16 protein-coding genes are annotated in these 15280 nt (G+C 69.3%); 10 read left to right on the forward strand and 6 right to left on the reverse strand.

All coding sequences use genetic code 11. From position 1 onward, the window contains the following. Positions 1 to 26: 26 nt before the first annotated feature. The 5 genes from RAMLITH_RS17040 to RAMLITH_RS17060 all read left to right on the forward strand — a co-directional run bounded on the left by RAMLITH_RS17040 (position 27) and on the right by RAMLITH_RS17060 (position 4775). Entirely contained in the window at positions 27 to 1619 is a 1593-nt protein-coding gene (locus RAMLITH_RS17040) for a methyl-accepting chemotaxis protein (RefSeq protein ID WP_238344239.1), read from the forward strand. After that, positions 1616 to 2443 (forward strand): CheR family methyltransferase, encoded by an 828-nt coding sequence (locus RAMLITH_RS17045; protein WP_168108633.1) that lies wholly within the window; start codon positions 1616 to 1618, stop codon positions 2441 to 2443. The genes RAMLITH_RS17040 and RAMLITH_RS17045 overlap by 4 nt, the downstream gene beginning before the upstream one ends. A gap of 21 nt (positions 2444 to 2464) precedes the next feature. Continuing rightward, positions 2465 to 2977, forward strand: a complete 513-nt coding sequence (locus RAMLITH_RS17050) for a chemotaxis protein CheD (RefSeq protein WP_337786170.1) — start codon at positions 2465 to 2467, stop codon at positions 2975 to 2977. Further along, on the forward strand, positions 2977 to 4026 hold the full coding sequence (locus RAMLITH_RS17055; RefSeq protein ID WP_168108634.1) for a protein-glutamate methylesterase/protein-glutamine glutaminase: 1050 nt from the start codon (positions 2977 to 2979) through the stop codon (positions 4024 to 4026). The genes RAMLITH_RS17050 and RAMLITH_RS17055 overlap by 1 nt, the downstream gene beginning before the upstream one ends. A 119-nt stretch (positions 4027 to 4145) precedes the next feature. Next, positions 4146 to 4775, forward strand: a complete 630-nt coding sequence (locus tag RAMLITH_RS17060; RefSeq protein WP_475493627.1) for a Rossmann-fold NAD(P)-binding domain-containing protein — start codon at positions 4146 to 4148, stop codon at positions 4773 to 4775. Positions 4776 to 4780: 5 nt separating this feature from the next. On the opposite strand, the gene RAMLITH_RS17065 is transcribed toward RAMLITH_RS17060, so the two are convergent. From RAMLITH_RS17065 to RAMLITH_RS17085, 5 genes are all read right to left on the reverse strand, one after another. Beyond that, on the reverse strand, positions 4781 to 5977 hold the full coding sequence (locus tag RAMLITH_RS17065; protein ID WP_168108636.1) for a mandelate racemase/muconate lactonizing enzyme family protein: 1197 nt from the start codon (positions 5975 to 5977) through the stop codon (positions 4781 to 4783). A 124-nt stretch (positions 5978 to 6101) separates the two neighbouring features. Then, the gene (locus RAMLITH_RS17070; RefSeq protein WP_168108637.1) at positions 6102 to 7109 is read right to left on the reverse strand and encodes a TRAP transporter substrate-binding protein; all 1008 of its coding nucleotides are present in this window, start codon (positions 7107 to 7109) and stop codon (positions 6102 to 6104) included. 46 nt (positions 7110 to 7155) lie between these two features. Beyond that, a complete protein-coding gene (locus tag RAMLITH_RS17075) occupies positions 7156 to 8454 on the reverse strand; it encodes a TRAP transporter large permease subunit (RefSeq protein WP_168108638.1) in 1299 nt (432 codons plus the stop codon). Further along, entirely contained in the window at positions 8451 to 9014 is a 564-nt protein-coding gene (locus RAMLITH_RS17080; protein WP_168108639.1) for a TRAP transporter small permease, read from the reverse strand. Before RAMLITH_RS17080 ends, RAMLITH_RS17075 begins: the two co-directional genes overlap by 4 nt. 12 nt (positions 9015 to 9026) lie before the next feature. Further along, positions 9027 to 9770, reverse strand: coding sequence for a FadR/GntR family transcriptional regulator (locus RAMLITH_RS17085; protein ID WP_168108640.1), 744 nt, complete (start codon positions 9768 to 9770; stop codon positions 9027 to 9029). A gap of 69 nt (positions 9771 to 9839) precedes the next feature. On the opposite strand from RAMLITH_RS17085, the gene RAMLITH_RS17090 reads away from it, so the two are divergent. The 5 genes from RAMLITH_RS17090 to RAMLITH_RS17110 all read left to right on the forward strand — a co-directional run bounded on the left by RAMLITH_RS17090 (position 9840) and on the right by RAMLITH_RS17110 (position 14627). Next, positions 9840 to 11579, forward strand: a complete 1740-nt coding sequence (locus RAMLITH_RS17090) for an IlvD/Edd family dehydratase (protein ID WP_168108641.1) — start codon at positions 9840 to 9842, stop codon at positions 11577 to 11579. Between the two features lie 52 nt (positions 11580 to 11631). Beyond that, positions 11632 to 12525, forward strand: coding sequence for a 2-dehydro-3-deoxygalactonokinase (locus RAMLITH_RS17095; RefSeq protein ID WP_168108642.1), 894 nt, complete (start codon positions 11632 to 11634; stop codon positions 12523 to 12525). After that, a complete protein-coding gene (locus RAMLITH_RS17100) occupies positions 12519 to 13160 on the forward strand; it encodes a 2-dehydro-3-deoxy-6-phosphogalactonate aldolase (protein WP_168108739.1) in 642 nt (213 codons plus the stop codon). The genes RAMLITH_RS17095 and RAMLITH_RS17100 overlap by 7 nt, the downstream gene beginning before the upstream one ends. Then, complete coding sequence (locus RAMLITH_RS17105; protein WP_168108643.1) at positions 13157 to 13975, forward strand: SDR family NAD(P)-dependent oxidoreductase; 819 nt, start codon at positions 13157 to 13159, stop codon at positions 13973 to 13975. Before RAMLITH_RS17100 ends, RAMLITH_RS17105 begins: the two co-directional genes overlap by 4 nt. 106 nt (positions 13976 to 14081) lie before the next feature. Next, positions 14082 to 14627, forward strand: coding sequence for a hypothetical protein (locus tag RAMLITH_RS17110; protein ID WP_168108644.1), 546 nt, complete (start codon positions 14082 to 14084; stop codon positions 14625 to 14627). Between the two features lie 31 nt (positions 14628 to 14658). Here RAMLITH_RS17110 and RAMLITH_RS17115 read toward each other — a convergent pair whose 3' ends face one another. Next, positions 14659 to 15249: a thioredoxin domain-containing protein gene (locus RAMLITH_RS17115; RefSeq protein ID WP_168108645.1), complete on the reverse strand. Its 591-nt coding sequence runs from the start codon at positions 15247 to 15249 to the stop codon at positions 14659 to 14661. Between the last annotated feature and the right edge of the window lie 31 nt (positions 15250 to 15280).

Here is a 15280-nt window from a genome sequence, read left to right on the forward strand (position 1 = left end):
GCCCGCCAACCCAACGAAAGAGCACCATGTTCAACACGCTGCGCGTATCCACCCGCCTCGTCCTCCTCAACGCGGTCGTGGCGCTGTTCACCGTCACGCTGGTGGCGGTCGCCTACTCCATGATCTCCGGCATCGCGGCGTCGCTCGCGGACGTCCGGGGCCTGGAGGGCAACCGCGTGCTGTACAAGGGCAGCGACGCCATCTGGGAGCTGCGGTTCGGCATCGCCAACTACACCCTCGCCACGCCTGAAAACAGGAAGAAGATCCTGGCCGGGCGGCCGAAGCTGTACGAGACCCTCGACCAGAGCCTGCAGGCGTATTCCGACCTGGGCGCGTCCAGCGAGCAGAAGGCGGTCCTGAAGCAGCTGGGGGAGCAGTACCGCCGCTACCGCGAGGGCGCCCCACGCTGGTTCGAGCTGATCGACGCCGGCCAGCTGGAGGAGGCGGCCGCTTACCGGGCGAAGGTGACCAACGACGCCGCCAGTGCCATGGTCAGGCACTTCAACGTCCTGCTCGAGAACCAGTCCAGGCTCAACCAGGAGCTGTCGGCGGAATCGATGGCGATGGCCAGCCGCGCACGCGACGTGATGCTGGCGATTTCGATCGCTGGCCTGGTGCTGGCGGTGGCGATCGGGTATCTCATCACGCGCAGCCTGCTGCGGCAGCTGGGTGGCGAGCCGGCGGACGCGGCGCGCATCATGGGCGAGGTGGCCGAGGGCGACCTGACGGTGGACGTGCCACTCAGGCCCGCCGATACGTCGAGCATGCTGTTCGCGCTGAGGAACATGGCGGCCAGGCTCGCCCGGACGATGGACGAGGTGCGTGCCAGCGCGCAGGCGCTGTCGTCGGCGTCGCAGGAGGTCAGCGCGACGGCGCAGGCCATGAGCCAGGGAGCCAGCGAGCAGGCCTCGAGCGTGGAAGAGACCAGCGCCTCGGTCGAGCAGATGACCGCCTCGATCACCCAGAACGGCGAGAACGCCGGGGTCACCGACCGCATGGCCGTCCAGGCTTCGCAGCAGGCGGCCGAGGGCGGGCAGGCCGTGCAGCAGACGGTGCGGGCGATGAAGGACATCGCCCGCAAGATCGTGATCATCGACGACATCGCCTACCAGACCAACCTGCTGGCGCTCAACGCCGCGATCGAGGCGGCACGCGCCGGCGAACATGGCCGGGGCTTCGCCGTGGTGGCCGGCGAGGTGCGCAAGCTGGCCGAGCGCAGCCAGGTGGCCGCGCAGGAGATCGCCGAAATGGCGAGCGCCTCGACCTCCGTCGCGGAACGGGCGGGCTCCATGCTGGACGAGATGGTGCCGGCGATCCAGAAGACCTCCGCGCTGGTGCAGGAAATCGCCGCGGCGTCCCGGGAACAGTCGGCCAGCGTCGGCCAGATCAACACGGCGATGGGACAGCTGAACCAGATCACGCAGCGCAACGCATCCTCGTCGGAGGAACTCGCCGCCACCTCGGAGGAGATGAGCGCCCAGGTCGAGAACCTGCAGCGGCTGATCGCCTTCTTCAAGGTGCCCGGCGAGGCGGCTCAGCCGCCCGGCGGGCCCGGACCGCGACGGGCAGCAGCGCTGGCGACCCCCTCCCGGCTGGCGCTGGAGGCCGCGCCGGCATGAGCACCCTGGTGCTGCCGTCCGCGCCGCAGATCACCGACGGCGAGTTCCGCGACCTGCGCGGCTGGATCCACCGCCAGGCGGGCATCCACCTGTCGGACCAGAAGAAGGCGCTGGTGTGCGGCCGACTGGCGCCGCGCATGCGCCATTACCGGCTGTCGCGCTTCGCCGACTATTTCCGGCTGCTGCAGGAGGGCGCGCAGCCGGGCGAGCCCCAGGTCGCCGTGGACCTGCTGACCACCAACGAGACGCACTTCTTCCGCGAGCCCGCCCACTTCGACTACCTGCGCGAGCAGATCGTGGCGGCGCACCGCTCGTCGGGCAAGCCGCTGCGCGTGTGGAGCGCCGCGTGCTCCAGCGGGGAGGAGCCGTACAGCATCGCCATGACGCTCGCGTCGGCCATGGGCGGCGTGCCGTGGGACATCGTGGCGTCGGACCTGAGCTCGCGCGTGCTGGAGCGGGCGCGCACCGCGCATTACCCGATGGCCCGCGCCAGGACCATCCCGCGCGAGCACCTGCTGGCGTTCTGCCTGAAAGGGACCGGCGCGCACGAAGGGTCCTTCATCGTGGCGCCGCAGCTGGCCAGCCGCGTGCGCTTCATGCAGGTGAACCTCAACCAGGCGCTGCCGCGGCTGGGCGAGTTCGACCTGGTCTTCCTGCGCAACGTGATGATCTACTTCGATGCGCCCACCAAGCAGCAGGTGGTGGAGCGGATCGCCTCCTGCCTGCGGCCCGGCGGCCACCTGATGATCGGCCACTCGGAAAGCCTCGCCACGATCGCCTGCAGCCTGAAGCCGCTCGCCCCTTCGATCTACCGCCGGCCATAGGGCCGGTCCAGGCCCTTCCCCGTGCCGTTGCCCGCCGCCCCCGACGTCCTGGAGGTGTTCCTCGCGCCGGGCGAGTTCTGGTTCGGCGACGAGAAGACGCGCATCCGCACCCTGCTCGGCTCGTGCGTGGCGATCACGCTGTGGCATCCGCGCCTGCGCATCGGCGGCATGTGCCACTACATGCTGCCGCATCGGCCGCACGCCGCCGCCGGGGAGCCGCTGGACGGGCGCTACGGCGACGAGGCGATGGAGCTGTTCGTGCGCGAGCTGCGGCGTTCCGGCACCGCCGCGCCCGACTACCACGTCAAGCTGTTCGGCGGCGGCAGGATGTTCGCGCACCAGCACGCCGCCAGCCGTCACGCCGACATCTCCGCCCGCAACATGGACGCCGGCCGCGAACTGGTCGTGCGCCACGGCTTCCGGCTGCACGCCCACGACATGGGCGGCGAAGGCCACCGCAACGTGATCCTCGACCTGTGGACCGGCGACGTGTGGCTCAAGCGCGCGCCGCGCGGCGTCCAGGGCGGCTCCTGATGGCGGCGTCGAGGATCGAGGTGCTGGTGGTCGACGACTCGGCCGTCGTGCGCCAGGCCGTTTCCGCGGTGCTGGCCGCCGATCGCACGATCCACGTCCTGGGCGCCGTCGCCGACCCGCTGTTCGCGATGCAACGCATGCGCGCGCAGTGGCCCGACGTGATCGTGCTCGACATCGAGATGCCGCGCATGGACGGCATCACCTTCCTGCGGCAATTGATGGCCGAGCGGCCGACGCCGGTGGTGGTGTGCTCCACGCTCACGACGCGCGGCGCGGCCACCACCATGCAGGCGCTCGCGGCCGGCGCCGTCGCCATCGTCGCGAAGCCGCGGGCCGGCGTGCGGGACTACCTGCTCGACGCCTCGGCCGGCCTGGTGCGCACCGTCAAGGCGGCCGCCCGGGCCAACCTGCGCAACCTCGTCGCGCCCGCGAACGCACCGGCACCCGTGCCGCTGCCCGGGGAGGCGCAGCCCCTGACGGACACCACCGAGAAGGTGGTGGCCATCGGCACCTCCACCGGCGGAACCCAGGCGCTCGAAGCGATCCTCGCGGCGCTGCCGGCCGCGACGCCGGGCATCGTCATCGTCCAGCACATGCCGGAGAAGTTCACGGCCGCCTTCGCCGGCCGGCTCGACATGCTGTGCCGGATCGAGGTGCGCGAAGCGCGCGACGGCGACCGCGTGCGGCCCGGCCGCGCGCTGATCGCCCCCGGCGGGCGCCACATGACGCTGGTGCGCAGCGGCGCCCAGTACGTGGTGGCCGTGAAGGACGGGCCGCTGGTCCACCACCATCGTCCTTCGGTCGACGTGCTGTTTCGTTCGGTCGCGCAAACGGCCGGCCAGAACGCGCTGGGCATCATCATGACGGGCATGGGTGCCGACGGCGCGCGCGGGTTGCAGGCGATGCACCAGGCGGGCGCCCGCGCCGTCGCGCAGGACGAGGCGACCTGCGTCGTGTTCGGCATGCCCAGGGAGGCGATCAAGCTCGGCGCCGTCGACGCGGTGCTGCCGCTGCAGGAGCTGCCGCGCGAGATCATGCGCCTCGCGTGAGCGGCGGCGGCCGGCGCACAATCGGCAGCCGGCGCCGGTGGCGCGCCGGGAAAGGCACGACATCCATGACGTCCTCACCGGGCCAAACGAGGGCTCCCGTCGCGGCCGGCGGATTCAGCGTGCTGTTGGCGGGGGGCTCCGGCCTCGTCGGCCGCGAGCTGCTGCGACTGCTGCTCGCCGATCCTTCAGTGGCGGCGGTGCATGCCCTGGGCCGCCGCGAACTGCCGCTGCGCGATGCCGGGCTGGTCCAACACCGGGTGGATTTCGCCGCCCTGCCCGCGCTGCCGCCCGTGGACGAGGCGTTCATCGCCCTGGGGACCACGATCAAGGTGGCCGGCAGCCGGGCGGCGTTCCGCACCGTCGACTTCGACGCCGTGCTGGCCGTCGCCAAGGCGGCGCGGACGGCCGGCGCCACCCGGCTGGGCGTGGTCAGCGCGATGGGCGCCGATGCGCGGTCACGCGTCTTCTACAACCGGGTCAAGGGCGAGATGGAGCAGGCGCTTCCGGCGCTGGACTTCGACACCCTCGTGATCGCCCGCCCCTCGCTGCTGGCGGGCGACCGCAAGGCGCTGGGCCAGCCGCTGCGCTCCGGCGAGGAAATCGGCCTCAAGGTCTCGCGCTGGCTGACGCCGCTGGTTCCCGCCAACTACCGCCCGATTCCCGCGGCGGCGGTCGCCCGCGCGCTGGTGCGGGCGGTGCGCGAGACGAACGGGCAGCGCGTGCTGCTGTCGGGTGAAATGCAGCCCTGAGGCGTTCAGGCCTGCGACACCCGCACCATCGCGTCGGCGCGCTTCGTCAGGTCCGGCAGCAGTTCCAGCCCCAGGCCCGGCTTGTCGTTCAGGCTGATCATCCCGTTGCGTACCTGCGGCAGCTCGGTCACCAGCTCCTGGTACCAGCCGGTGTAGAAGGCACGAACGCTTTCCTGGATCAGCGCATTGGGCGCATGCAGCGACAGGTGCGTGGACGCGGCCCACACGACCGGCCCGGTGCAGTCGTGCGGCGCGACCGGCAACTGCCACGCGTCCGCCATGCCGGCGATCTTGCGGGCTTCGGTGAGGCCGCCGCACCAGCTCAGGTCCAGCATCACCACGCCCGCCACGCCGGTCTCGAGGTAATCCTTGAAGCCCCACTTGTAGCTGAGCGTCTCGCTGGCGCAGATCAGCGCCTCGCAGTCCTTCGCGTACTGCTTCAGCAGGTCCAGCGAGTCCATCCGGATCGCGTCCTCGTGCCAGAACGTGTTGAACGGCTTGAGCGCGCGGGCGATCTTCTGCGCCATCGGCAGGCGCCACAGGCTGTGGAACTCCACCATGATGTCCATGCGCTCGCCCACCGCCTTGCGGATCTTGCGGAACGGCTCCAGCGCAGCGTCGAGCTGCTCGCTGCTGATGTACTGGCCGTGGCTGGCCTCGGCGGCCGGGTCGAACGGCCAGATCTTCATCGCCGTCACGCCTTCGGACAGCAGCGACTCCGCCAGTTCGTCGGCGTGGTGCAGGAAGCCCTGCAGGTCTTCGTACGGCCCGGCGTTGTTGCCCAGGCCCCAGTTCGACGACGTCTGGTTGGCGTTGCTGCGGATGTACTGGTAGCCGGCGCAGGTGTTGTAGATGCGGATCGCGTCGCGGCTGCGCCCACCCAGCGCCGTGTGCACGGGCATGTTCGCGGCCTTGCCGAACAGGTCCCACAACGCGATGTCGACGGCGGAATTGCCGCGCGTCTCGACGCCGGAGCCCCGCCAGCCGAGATAGCCGGTGAGGTCGCGGGCCCGCGCCTCGATGGCCAGCGGGTCCTGCCCCAGCAGCCGCTGGGCCGCCCATTCATGCAGGTAGGCCTCCACCGCCTGCGCGCCCATGAAGGTCTCGCCCAGCCCGACGAGCCCCTCGTCGGTGTGCAGGCGGACCCACAGGATGTTGGGAAATTCGCCGAGACGGATGGTTTCGAGTTTCGTGATCTTCATGGCAAAAGGCCCGCGCAAGGCGGGCCATCATCAACTTGCAAGTCGCCGTCGAAGTCGCCGGTGGCCGAAGCACCGACCAGGGGGTCGGTGGCGACGGCCATCCGGCTTATCCTCCAAAAGTTCCTTATTTTCCGCGCGCCTTCTTCAGCGCGTCCAGCACCTGGTTCACCGCGTCGGCGCCGATCGTCGGCACGTTCTTGGCATAGACCGGCTGCACCTTGGCGAACATCCGGGCCTGCTCGGCTGGCGTGACGTCGTTGACGACCATGCCCTTGGCCTTGAGGCTCGCCAGCGACTTCTCGTTCAGCTGGCGGTTGGCGATGCGCTGCACCTTCTGGCCTTCGATCGCCGCTTCACGCAGCACCGACTGCTCCTGCGGGCTCAGCTGGTCCCACAGCTTCTTGGAGTACAGCACCAGGAATGGCGTGTAGGCGTGGCGCGTGACCGACAGGTACTTCTGCACTTCGTTGAACTTCGACGTCTCGATGGTGACGAACGGGTTTTCCTGGCCGTCGATGGTCTTGGTCTCGAGCGCCGTGAACACTTCCGGGAACGCCATCGGCACGGCGTTGGTGCCGAGCGTCTTGAACGTGTCGAGGAAGATGTTGTTCTGCATCACGCGGACCTTCACGCCTTCGAAGTCCTCGACCTTGGCGACCGGGCGCTTGCTGTTGGTGAGGTTGCGGAAGCCGTTCTCCCAGTAGGCCAGGTTCACCAGGCCCGCTTCTTCCAGCTTCTTGTTGAAGTAGACGCCCGCCGGGCCGTCCAGCACCGCGTCGGCTTCCTTCTCGTTGGCGAACAGGAAGGGCAGGTCGAACACGCCCAGTTCCTTGACGATGCCCACGAGCGGCGACGACGAGGTGCACACCATCTCCTGGGTGCCGGCGCGCAGCGCCTGCGTGGCCTGCAGGTCGTTGCCCGCGGAGCCGCCCCAGAACGCGTTGATCTTCATCTTGCCGCCGGTCTTGGCGGCCAGGATCTCCTGCATCTTCTTGACGCCGACGCCGACCGGGTGGTCCTCGTTCACGCCGTTGGTGAACTTGATCGTGCGGTCGGCGAACTGCGCGAACGCGGGCGCGGCGGCCAGCAGGGCGGTGGCGGCAAAGGCCACCAGGGTGCGTCGTTGGATCATGAAATCTCCTTGGGATGAACGACAGGGTGGGAAAAAGGGGGCGTCCTCATTGCATCAGGAACTTCAGCGGCACGAGGACGATGTCGGGGAACAGCACCAGCAGGAACAGCACGGCCAGCTGGGCCAGGAAGAACGGCATCACGCCCTTGAACGCGTCGTCCAGGCTGATGCGGGCGACGCCGGAGACCACGTTCAGCACGGTGCCCACCGGCGGCGTGATCAGGCCGATGGCGTTGTTCATGATGAACATCACGCCGAAATAGACCGGGTCGATCCCGGCCTTGAGCACCACCGGCATCAGCACCGGCGTGAGGATCAGCACCGTGGGCGTGAAGTCCAGCGCCGTGCCGATCACGACCACCAGCACCATCATGATGAACATGAGCAGCGTCTTGTTGTCCAGGAACGGCTCGAGCAGCTTCACGACCTCGCCGGGAATGTTGGCGACGGTGATCAGCCAGGCGCTCACCATGGCCGCCGCCACCAGGAACATCACGACGGCGGTGGTCTTGCCGGCGGCGAGGATCAGCCCGTACAGCTCGCGCACCTTCAGCTCGCGGTAGATGAACATCCCGACCACGAAGCTGTAGACCGCGGCGACGACCGCGGCTTCGGTCGGGGTGAACACGCCCATCTTCATGCCGCCCAGGATCACGACCGGCAGCGCCAGCGCCCAGAAGCCCTCGACGGTGATCTTGAGGCGCTGCTTCATGGCGACCCGGGGCGCGGGCCGGATGTCGTCGCGCTTGGCGATCCACCACCAGGTGACGCCGATCGCCAGTCCCATCAGGATGCCGGGCACGATGCCCGCCAGGAACAGCTTGGTGATGGAGACGTTGCCGGCCACGCCGAACACGATCATGCCGATCGAGGGCGGGATCACCGGCGCGATGATGCCGCCGGCCGAGATCAGCCCGGCCGAGCGGTTCACCTCGTAGCCGGCGCGCTTCATCATCGGGATCAGCAGCGCAGCGAGCGCCGCCGTGTCGGCGACGGCCGAACCGGACAGCGAGGCCATGATGATCGCGGCCATCACCGCCACGTACCCCAGCCCGCCGCGGAAATGCCCGACCCAGGCCGTGGCGAGATTCACGATGCGGCGCGAGAGCCCGCCGGCGTTCATGAACTCGCCGGCCAGCAGGAAGAACGGCACCGCCAGGAGCGGGAAGTTGTCGGCGCCGTCGACGAAGCGCTGGGCCAGGATCTGGCTGTCGAACGCCGGTAGCGCCCCGGTCGCCGCCATGAACCACATGAGGGCGAGGCCGCAGACCAGCAGGGCATACGCGATCGGCATGCCGATGGCCATGGCCCCGAGCAGGCTGAAGACGAAGACACTGACGGTCATGGGCGCACCCCGTCCTTCAGCAGCGCCTCGGTGTCCGTGAGGTCGCCGTGCGGCATGTCCTCGGACTCGACCACCTGCACCAGTTCGTCCTCCGTGATCCGGCCGCTGACGAGCCGCCACAGGACGTGCAGGTTGAACAGGGCCATGACCGCGGCCACCACGTAGCCGATGCCGTAGATCCAGATCATCGAGATGCCGACCACCGGCGAGACGTTGGTGACCTGGAGTTCGTGCATCTTCCAGGTGCCGACGAAGAACAGCACGTTGCACAGGAGCATCAGCGCCTCGCTGATGAACAGGCAGACCTTCTTGCCCAGCCGCGGCAGGTGCTTGACCAGCGTATCCACGCCGAGGTGGCCACGCTCGCGCATCGCGATCATCGCGCCGATGTACGTCAGCCAGATGAAGCAGTACCGCGACATCTCCTCCGACACCAGGATGCCGGAGTTGAAGGCATAGCGCAGCACGACGTTGCCGAACACCATGATGACCATCGCCACCAGGCTGACGACGACGAGCAGTTCCAGCAGCTTGAAGAACAGGTCGACCGGTTTTTTCATGTTGTTTGCGAGTCAGGCGGCCTTCAGCAGGACCGTTGCGCGAGCAACCGGATCGCCGCCGCGGCTGGCCAACACGTCCTCGATGTCCTCGTTGGCGCCGGCGATCAGGACCAGGATGGCCTGCTCGGCGGCAGCCGGATTGTGCGCGATCACGGCATCCAGCACCGCGCGGTGCAGCGGCAGCGAATGGCGCGGACCGTCCTCCCGCGTCGTCGAGATCTCGAAACTGGTCCGCAGCAGGGCACTGAGCACCTTGCTCATCTGCACGATCATCCGGTTGTGCGAGGCTCGCAGCAGCCCCTGGTGAAAGCGCAGGTCGCAGGCCACGTAGTCGCCGCCGCCGCCCTCGGCCGCGCTGCGCATCGATTCAAACGCGGCTTCGATCTCTGCCAGGTCCTCGTGCGTGGCGCGTTCGGCCGCGAGCCGCACGGCGGCCGGCTCCATCACCCGGCGCAGGTCCTGCAGGTCGCGCAGGAAGTCGCGCGTCAGCCCCGCCTTGGACTTCCAGGCGATGACGTCGGGATCGAACCAGTTCCACTGGTCCTCGCTCAGGACGCGGGTGCCGACCTTCGGCCCGGTCGAGACGAGTCCCTTGGCGATCAGGGACTTGACGGCCTCGCGCACCACGGTGCGGCTCACGCCGAGTTCCTCGCACAGCATCGGCTCCGGCGGCACGACGGCGCCCGCGGCGTACTGCCCGGCGACGATGGCGGCGCCGAGGTGGTCGACAGTGTTGCCGTGGACGTTCTTGATCATGGTTTGCCCTAGGTTGGGGCGCACCAATGGTATGACGATAATACGAATGCACCATCCCGGACTAACCCTATGACCCAACCCAAACCCAAGAAGAACCCCTCCGAGTTGCGCAGCCAGCAATGGTTCGGACGCCAGGACCGCGACGGCTTCGCGTACCGGAGCTGGGTCAAGGGCAAAGGGGTGCCGCACGACCAGTTCGACGGCCGGCCGGTGATCGGCATCTGCAACACGTTCAGCGAACTGACCCCCTGCAACTCGCATTTCCGCACCCTCGCCGAACAGGTGAAGATCGGCGTCTACGAGGCCGGCGGCTTCCCGCTGGAATTTCCGGTGATGTCGCTGGGCGAGACGCTGCTGCGGCCCACGGCGATGCTGTATCGCAACCTGGCCAGCATGGACGTCGAGGAAAGCATCCGCGGCAACCCGATCGACGGCGTGGTGCTGCTCATGGGCTGCGACAAGACGACCCCGTCGCTGGTGATGGGCGCGTCCAGCGTCGACCTGCCGACCATCGGCGTGTCGGGCGGCCCGATGCTCAATGGCAAGTGGCGGGGCCAGGAACTGGGCTCGGGCACGGGCGTCTGGAGCATGAGCGAGCAGGTCCGCGCCGGCACGCTGAAGCTGCAGGACTTCTTCGAGGCCGAGAGCTGCATGCACCGCAGCCACGGCCACTGCATGACCATGGGCACGGCCTCGACCATGGCCTGCATGGTGGAAGCCCTGGGCCTGGGCCTGCCGGGCAACGCCGCCTATCCGGCCGTCGACGGCCGCCGCAACGTGCTGGCCCGGATGGCGGGACGCCGCATCGTCGACATGGTGCACGAGGACCAGAAGATCTCGCAGGTCCTCACGCGCGAGGCGTTCGAGAACGCGATCCGCACGCTGGCCGCCATCGGCGGCTCCACCAACGCAGTGATCCACCTGATCGCGATCGCCGGGCGCCTGGGCGTGAAGCTGTCGATCGAGGACTTCGACCGCCTGGGCAGCGAACTGCCTTGCCTGGTGAACCTGCAGCCTTCGGGCGAGCACCTCATGGAAGACTTCTGCTACGCCGGCGGCCTGCCGGTCGTGATGAAGGAGATCTCGCAGTACCTGCACCTGGACGCGGTAACGGCCAACGGCAAGACGGTGCGGGAGAACATCGAAGGCGCGGTGAACTACGAGCCGCAGGTGATCCAGCCGCTGGACAAGCCGTTCAAGGAAAAGGCCGGCATCGCCGTGCTGCGCGGCAACCTGGCGCCGCGCGGCGCCGTCATCAAGCCGAGCGCCGCGACCCCCGCCCTGATGGTGCACCGCGGGCGCGCCGTCGTGTTCGAGGACAGCGACGACTTCCACAAGCGCATCGACGACGAGAACCTGGACGTCGACGAGACCTGCGTCCTGGTGCTGAAGAACTGCGGCCCCAAGGGCTACCCCGGCATGGCCGAGGTCGGCAACATGCCGCTGCCGCCCAAGGTGCTGCGCAAGGGCATCACCGACATGGTCCGCATCAGCGACGCCCGCATGAGCGGTACCGCCTACGGCACGGTGGTGCTGCACACGGCGCCCGAGGCGGCTGCCGGCGGCCCGCTCGCGATCGTGCGCAACGGCGACATGATCGAGCTGGACGTGCCGAACCGCCGCATCCACCTGGACATCAGCGACGCGGAACTGGCCGCGCGCCTGGCCGACTGGAAGAAGCCCGAGCCGCCCCTGTCGTCTGGCTACTGGAAGCTGTACGTCGACCACGTGCTGCAGGCCGACCAGGGCGCCGACCTGGACTTCCTGGTCGGCAAGCGCGGCTCCTTCGTTCCGAAAGATAACCATTGACGGACTGCCGCGGCGCGACAGCGCGGCGCTGCAGGGCAACGATCGGCATTCCATGAGCACCCTCATCGGCGTCGACTGGGGCACCTCCTCGCTGCGCGCGGCGCGGCTGGACGCCGCCGGCGAGGTGCTCGAGGAGCGCTCGCTGCCGCGCGGCATCCTCACCGTGCCGGCCGGCGGCTTTCCCGCGGTGTTCGACGAAGCGTGCGGCGACTGGATGCGCGAACCCGGTGCGCTGGCCCTGCTCTGCGGCATGGCCGGCAGCCGGCAAGGCTGGGTCGAGGCGCCGTACGCCGGCTGTCCCGCGGGTTTCGCCGACGTCGCGGCGCAACTCACGTGGATCGAACCGGGCCGCATCGCGCTGGTGCCCGGCCTCACGTGCCACGAGCACGGCGTGCCCGACGTCATGCGCGGGGAGGAGACGCAGGTCTTCGGCGCCCTGGAGTTGCTGGGACTGCAGTCGGCGCTGCTGGTGCTGCCCGGCACGCACAGCAAGTGGGTGCGGGTGATCGACGGCGGCATCGACCGCTTCGCGACTTTCATGACCGGCGAGTGCTACGGCCTGCTGCGCCAGCATTCGATCCTCGCGCGCATGATGCCGGCCGGCGACGGCGAGCTCGATGCGGCCGCCTTCGTGCAAGGGGTGCACCACGCGCGCCGCAGCGGCACCTTGCTGCACGCGGCTTTCAGCGCCCGCACCCTCGCCTTGTTCGAGCGTCTGGCGCCGGCCGCCGTGCCGAGCTACCTGTCGGGCCTCGTCATCGGCGAGGAACTTCGGGTGCAGGACCTGCGCGGCACGCTCAGCGTCGCCGTCATCGGGGCGCAGGCGCTCACCTGCCGTTACGAACTCGCGCTCGCCACGCTGGGCGTCACCGTCACCCGCGTCGGCTCGCAGGCGACGTGGCGCGGCCTGCGGGCGATCGCCTCCACATTGCAGGGAACATCGTGAGCCCCGGCACCCCATTCCGCGACGCCTTCGCCGCCTGCCCGCTGGTGGCCATCCTGCGCGGCATCACGCCGCCGGAAGCGCAGCCGGTCGGCCAGGCCCTGGTCGCGGCCGGCTGGCGCCTGATCGAGGTTCCGCTCAATTCGCCCGATCCGCTGGCCAGCATCGCCGCGCTCGCCGCGGCCTTCCCGCAGGCGATGGTCGGCGCCGGCACGGTGCTGCACCCGGCGCAGGTGGCCCTGGTGCATGCGGCCGGTGGCCGGCTGATCGTGGCACCGAACTTCAATCCCGAAGTCGTGCGCGAGGCCATGCGCCTGGGCATGCAGTGCCTGCCCGGCGTGTTCACCGCCACCGAAGCCTTCGCCGCGCTGGACGCCGGCGCGACCGGCCTGAAGCTGTTTCCGGCGGAGATGATCCCGCCGGCGGGCGTGAAGGCGCTGCGCGCGGTGCTGCCGCGCGAGACGCTCGTGCTCCCGGTCGGCGGCATCACGCCGGGCAACATGGCAGCGTACCGGGCGGCCGGCGCCGACGGCTTCGGCATCGGCTCGGCGCTGTACAAGCCCGGTGCCACGGCCGCGCAGGTCGAGCGCAGCGCCCACGAGTTCCTCGCGGCATGGGCAGGTACCATGCGCGCATGAACCCGCCCGCACCTTCCAACACCGTTTCCTTCGGCCTCGGCGATCGGGTCTGCGTCGTGACCGGCGGCGCGCAAGGCATAGGCGAGGCGTGCGCACGGCGCTTCGCGGGGGAAGGCGCGCACACCGTCATCGCCGACGTCGCCGACGAGCGCGGCCAGGCGCTGGCGGCCGAACTCGGCGCGATCTACGTGCACTGCGACGTGGGCGACAAGGCGCAGGTCGACGCCGCCGTGGCCCGGGTGCTGCAGGCGCACGGGCGCATCGACGTGCTGGTCAACAACGCCGGCATCTTCAAGGCCGCGGACTTCCTCGACGTGACCGAGGCCGACTACGACGCCGTGCTGCGCGTGAACCTGAAGGGATCCTTCCTGATGGGACAGGCCGTCGCGCGCGAGATGGCGAAGGCGGCGCCGCGGACCGCGGCCGCAGGCCAGGCCACGCGGGGCGCGATCGTCAACATGAGTTCGGTCAACGCGGTGCTGACGATCCCGACGATCTCCACCTACAACATGAGCAAGGGCGGCGTGAACCAGCTCACGCGCGTGATGGCGCTGTCGCTTGCCGACAAGGGCATCCGCGTGAACGCCGTCGCGCCGGGCACCATCGCGACCGAACTGGCCGCGAAATCCGTGCTCACCAGCGAGGAAGCGAAGCAGCGGATCATGAGCCGCACCCCGATGCGGCGCTTCGGGGAGCCGTCGGAGGTCGCCGACTGCGTCGCCTTCCTGGCCAGCGATGCGGCCAGCTACATCACGGGCGAAATCGTCGTGATCGACGGCGGTCGCATGACGCTGAATTACACGGTCCCGACGTAACAAGCGCTTACAGTCAGACTCTACCGTAGAAACCGCTCGTCGGTAGCGCGCTGCCTGCTGTCCTCCCGCCGCCGTGCCGCGCCGGGCGCGCCGCCAAGATCGGGGAGTGAACGAGCTCCTGACCTCCCCCTTGCTGCTGCTGCCAGTCTTCGCCGTGGTGGTGGCCGTGCTGCACACGCTGATCCAGCGCATCCGGCGCCGGCGGCGACAGCGCCGCGAGCGCGGGGGCCAGCTGATACACGAGCTCAAGGCCTATTCGGCCTGGGTCGAATCGCTCCGTGGCGAGCCGCCGCCGACCGGCGAGGCCGAAGAGCTCACGCCCGCGCAGGCGCTGCGCGACGCCCGGACAATCGCACAGGCGCACTTTCCGCAGCTGGCACAGAGCATGCTGCGACTGCTGCGGGCCGACAGCGAGCTGATGCGCCACCTCTGGGAGCAGAAGCTGCTGCGCCTGAGCGAACCGGGCGCCTGGGTGTCCTACGAGCGCGACCCCGAGTACCGCGCGTTGCGCGACGCGCAGGAAGACCTGATCGACGCGATCATCGCGCGCTGCCAGGCGCTGACCGGCGACCGCGGCCCCCGCTGGCACAACACGCGGCTGGACCCCGAGTTCTTTACGTCGATGGGAGTGACCTCCAGTCCGTCCCGCTGAACGGCGCGGACTGGAGACCCGCGGCGCGGCTCTACTGTGCCGGCGCCTGCAGCCCCAGGCGGGCCGCCAGTTCCGCCGTCGGCATCGAACCTTCGGCCGTCACCAGCTGGCCGGTCTGCGCGTGCAGTGCGACGATCGAGGGCACCGACGCGAATCCCATGCGCGTGAGCAGATCGGTGTTCTTCTTGACCTGCTCCTTCTGGGCGTCGACGCCGCTGGCGGCCGTGATGCCGCCGGTCTTGGCCAGGATCGACGCCTCGTTCTCTTCCATCTTCGCCACCGGGTCGGACGCGGCCAGGATGGTGGCGCCTTGCGCCATGCCCGTGGCGCCGCTGAACGCCACCGGGATCCAGACGAACTTGGCCTGGTTCTTCAGCGGCTTGGCCTGCTGCCAGAGCACGGCGCAATGCGGGCACTGCGGGTCGAAGAAAACGTACACGGTGCGCGTGGCCATCGGCGTGCCGACGACGAAGCCCTTGGCTTCGGCTTCGATCGCGGCCGTGGTGACCGGCGTCTTGGCGGCCGGGGCCGCAGCGGGCTCGGCCGGGGCGGCTGCGTCCTTGCAGCCGGCGAGCAGCATGGCCGCGGCCAGCAGGGCGCCGGCGAACTTCAGGAGTTTCATGGGAGAAAGCCTCGAGGGAAGACGAAGGAAA

This window comes from Ramlibacter lithotrophicus (assembly GCF_012184415.1).
Lineage (GTDB): Bacteria > Pseudomonadota > Gammaproteobacteria > Burkholderiales > Burkholderiaceae_C > Ramlibacter > Ramlibacter lithotrophicus.

Coding starts and splice junctions, on each gene's coding strand:
- RAMLITH_RS17040 (WP_238344239.1), top strand. CDS start 27: ATGTTCAACACGCTGCGCGTATCCACCCGCCTCGTCCTCCTCAACGCG.
- RAMLITH_RS17045 (WP_168108633.1), top strand. CDS start 1,616: ATGAGCACCCTGGTGCTGCCGTCCGCGCCGCAGATCACCGACGGCGAG.
- RAMLITH_RS17055 (WP_168108634.1), top strand. CDS start 2,977: ATGGCGGCGTCGAGGATCGAGGTGCTGGTGGTCGACGACTCGGCCGTC.
- RAMLITH_RS17065 (WP_168108636.1), bottom strand. CDS start 5,977: ATGAAGATCACGAAACTCGAAACCATCCGTCTCGGCGAATTTCCCAAC.
- RAMLITH_RS17070 (WP_168108637.1), bottom strand. CDS start 7,109: ATGATCCAACGACGCACCCTGGTGGCCTTTGCCGCCACCGCCCTGCTG.
- RAMLITH_RS17075 (WP_168108638.1), bottom strand. CDS start 8,454: ATGACCGTCAGTGTCTTCGTCTTCAGCCTGCTCGGGGCCATGGCCATC.
- RAMLITH_RS17080 (WP_168108639.1), bottom strand. CDS start 9,014: ATGAAAAAACCGGTCGACCTGTTCTTCAAGCTGCTGGAACTGCTCGTC.
- RAMLITH_RS17085 (WP_168108640.1), bottom strand. CDS start 9,770: ATGATCAAGAACGTCCACGGCAACACTGTCGACCACCTCGGCGCCGCC.
- RAMLITH_RS17090 (WP_168108641.1), top strand. CDS start 9,840: ATGACCCAACCCAAACCCAAGAAGAACCCCTCCGAGTTGCGCAGCCAG.
- RAMLITH_RS17095 (WP_168108642.1), top strand. CDS start 11,632: ATGAGCACCCTCATCGGCGTCGACTGGGGCACCTCCTCGCTGCGCGCG.
- RAMLITH_RS17105 (WP_168108643.1), top strand. CDS start 13,157: ATGAACCCGCCCGCACCTTCCAACACCGTTTCCTTCGGCCTCGGCGAT.
- RAMLITH_RS17115 (WP_168108645.1), bottom strand. CDS start 15,249: ATGAAACTCCTGAAGTTCGCCGGCGCCCTGCTGGCCGCGGCCATGCTG.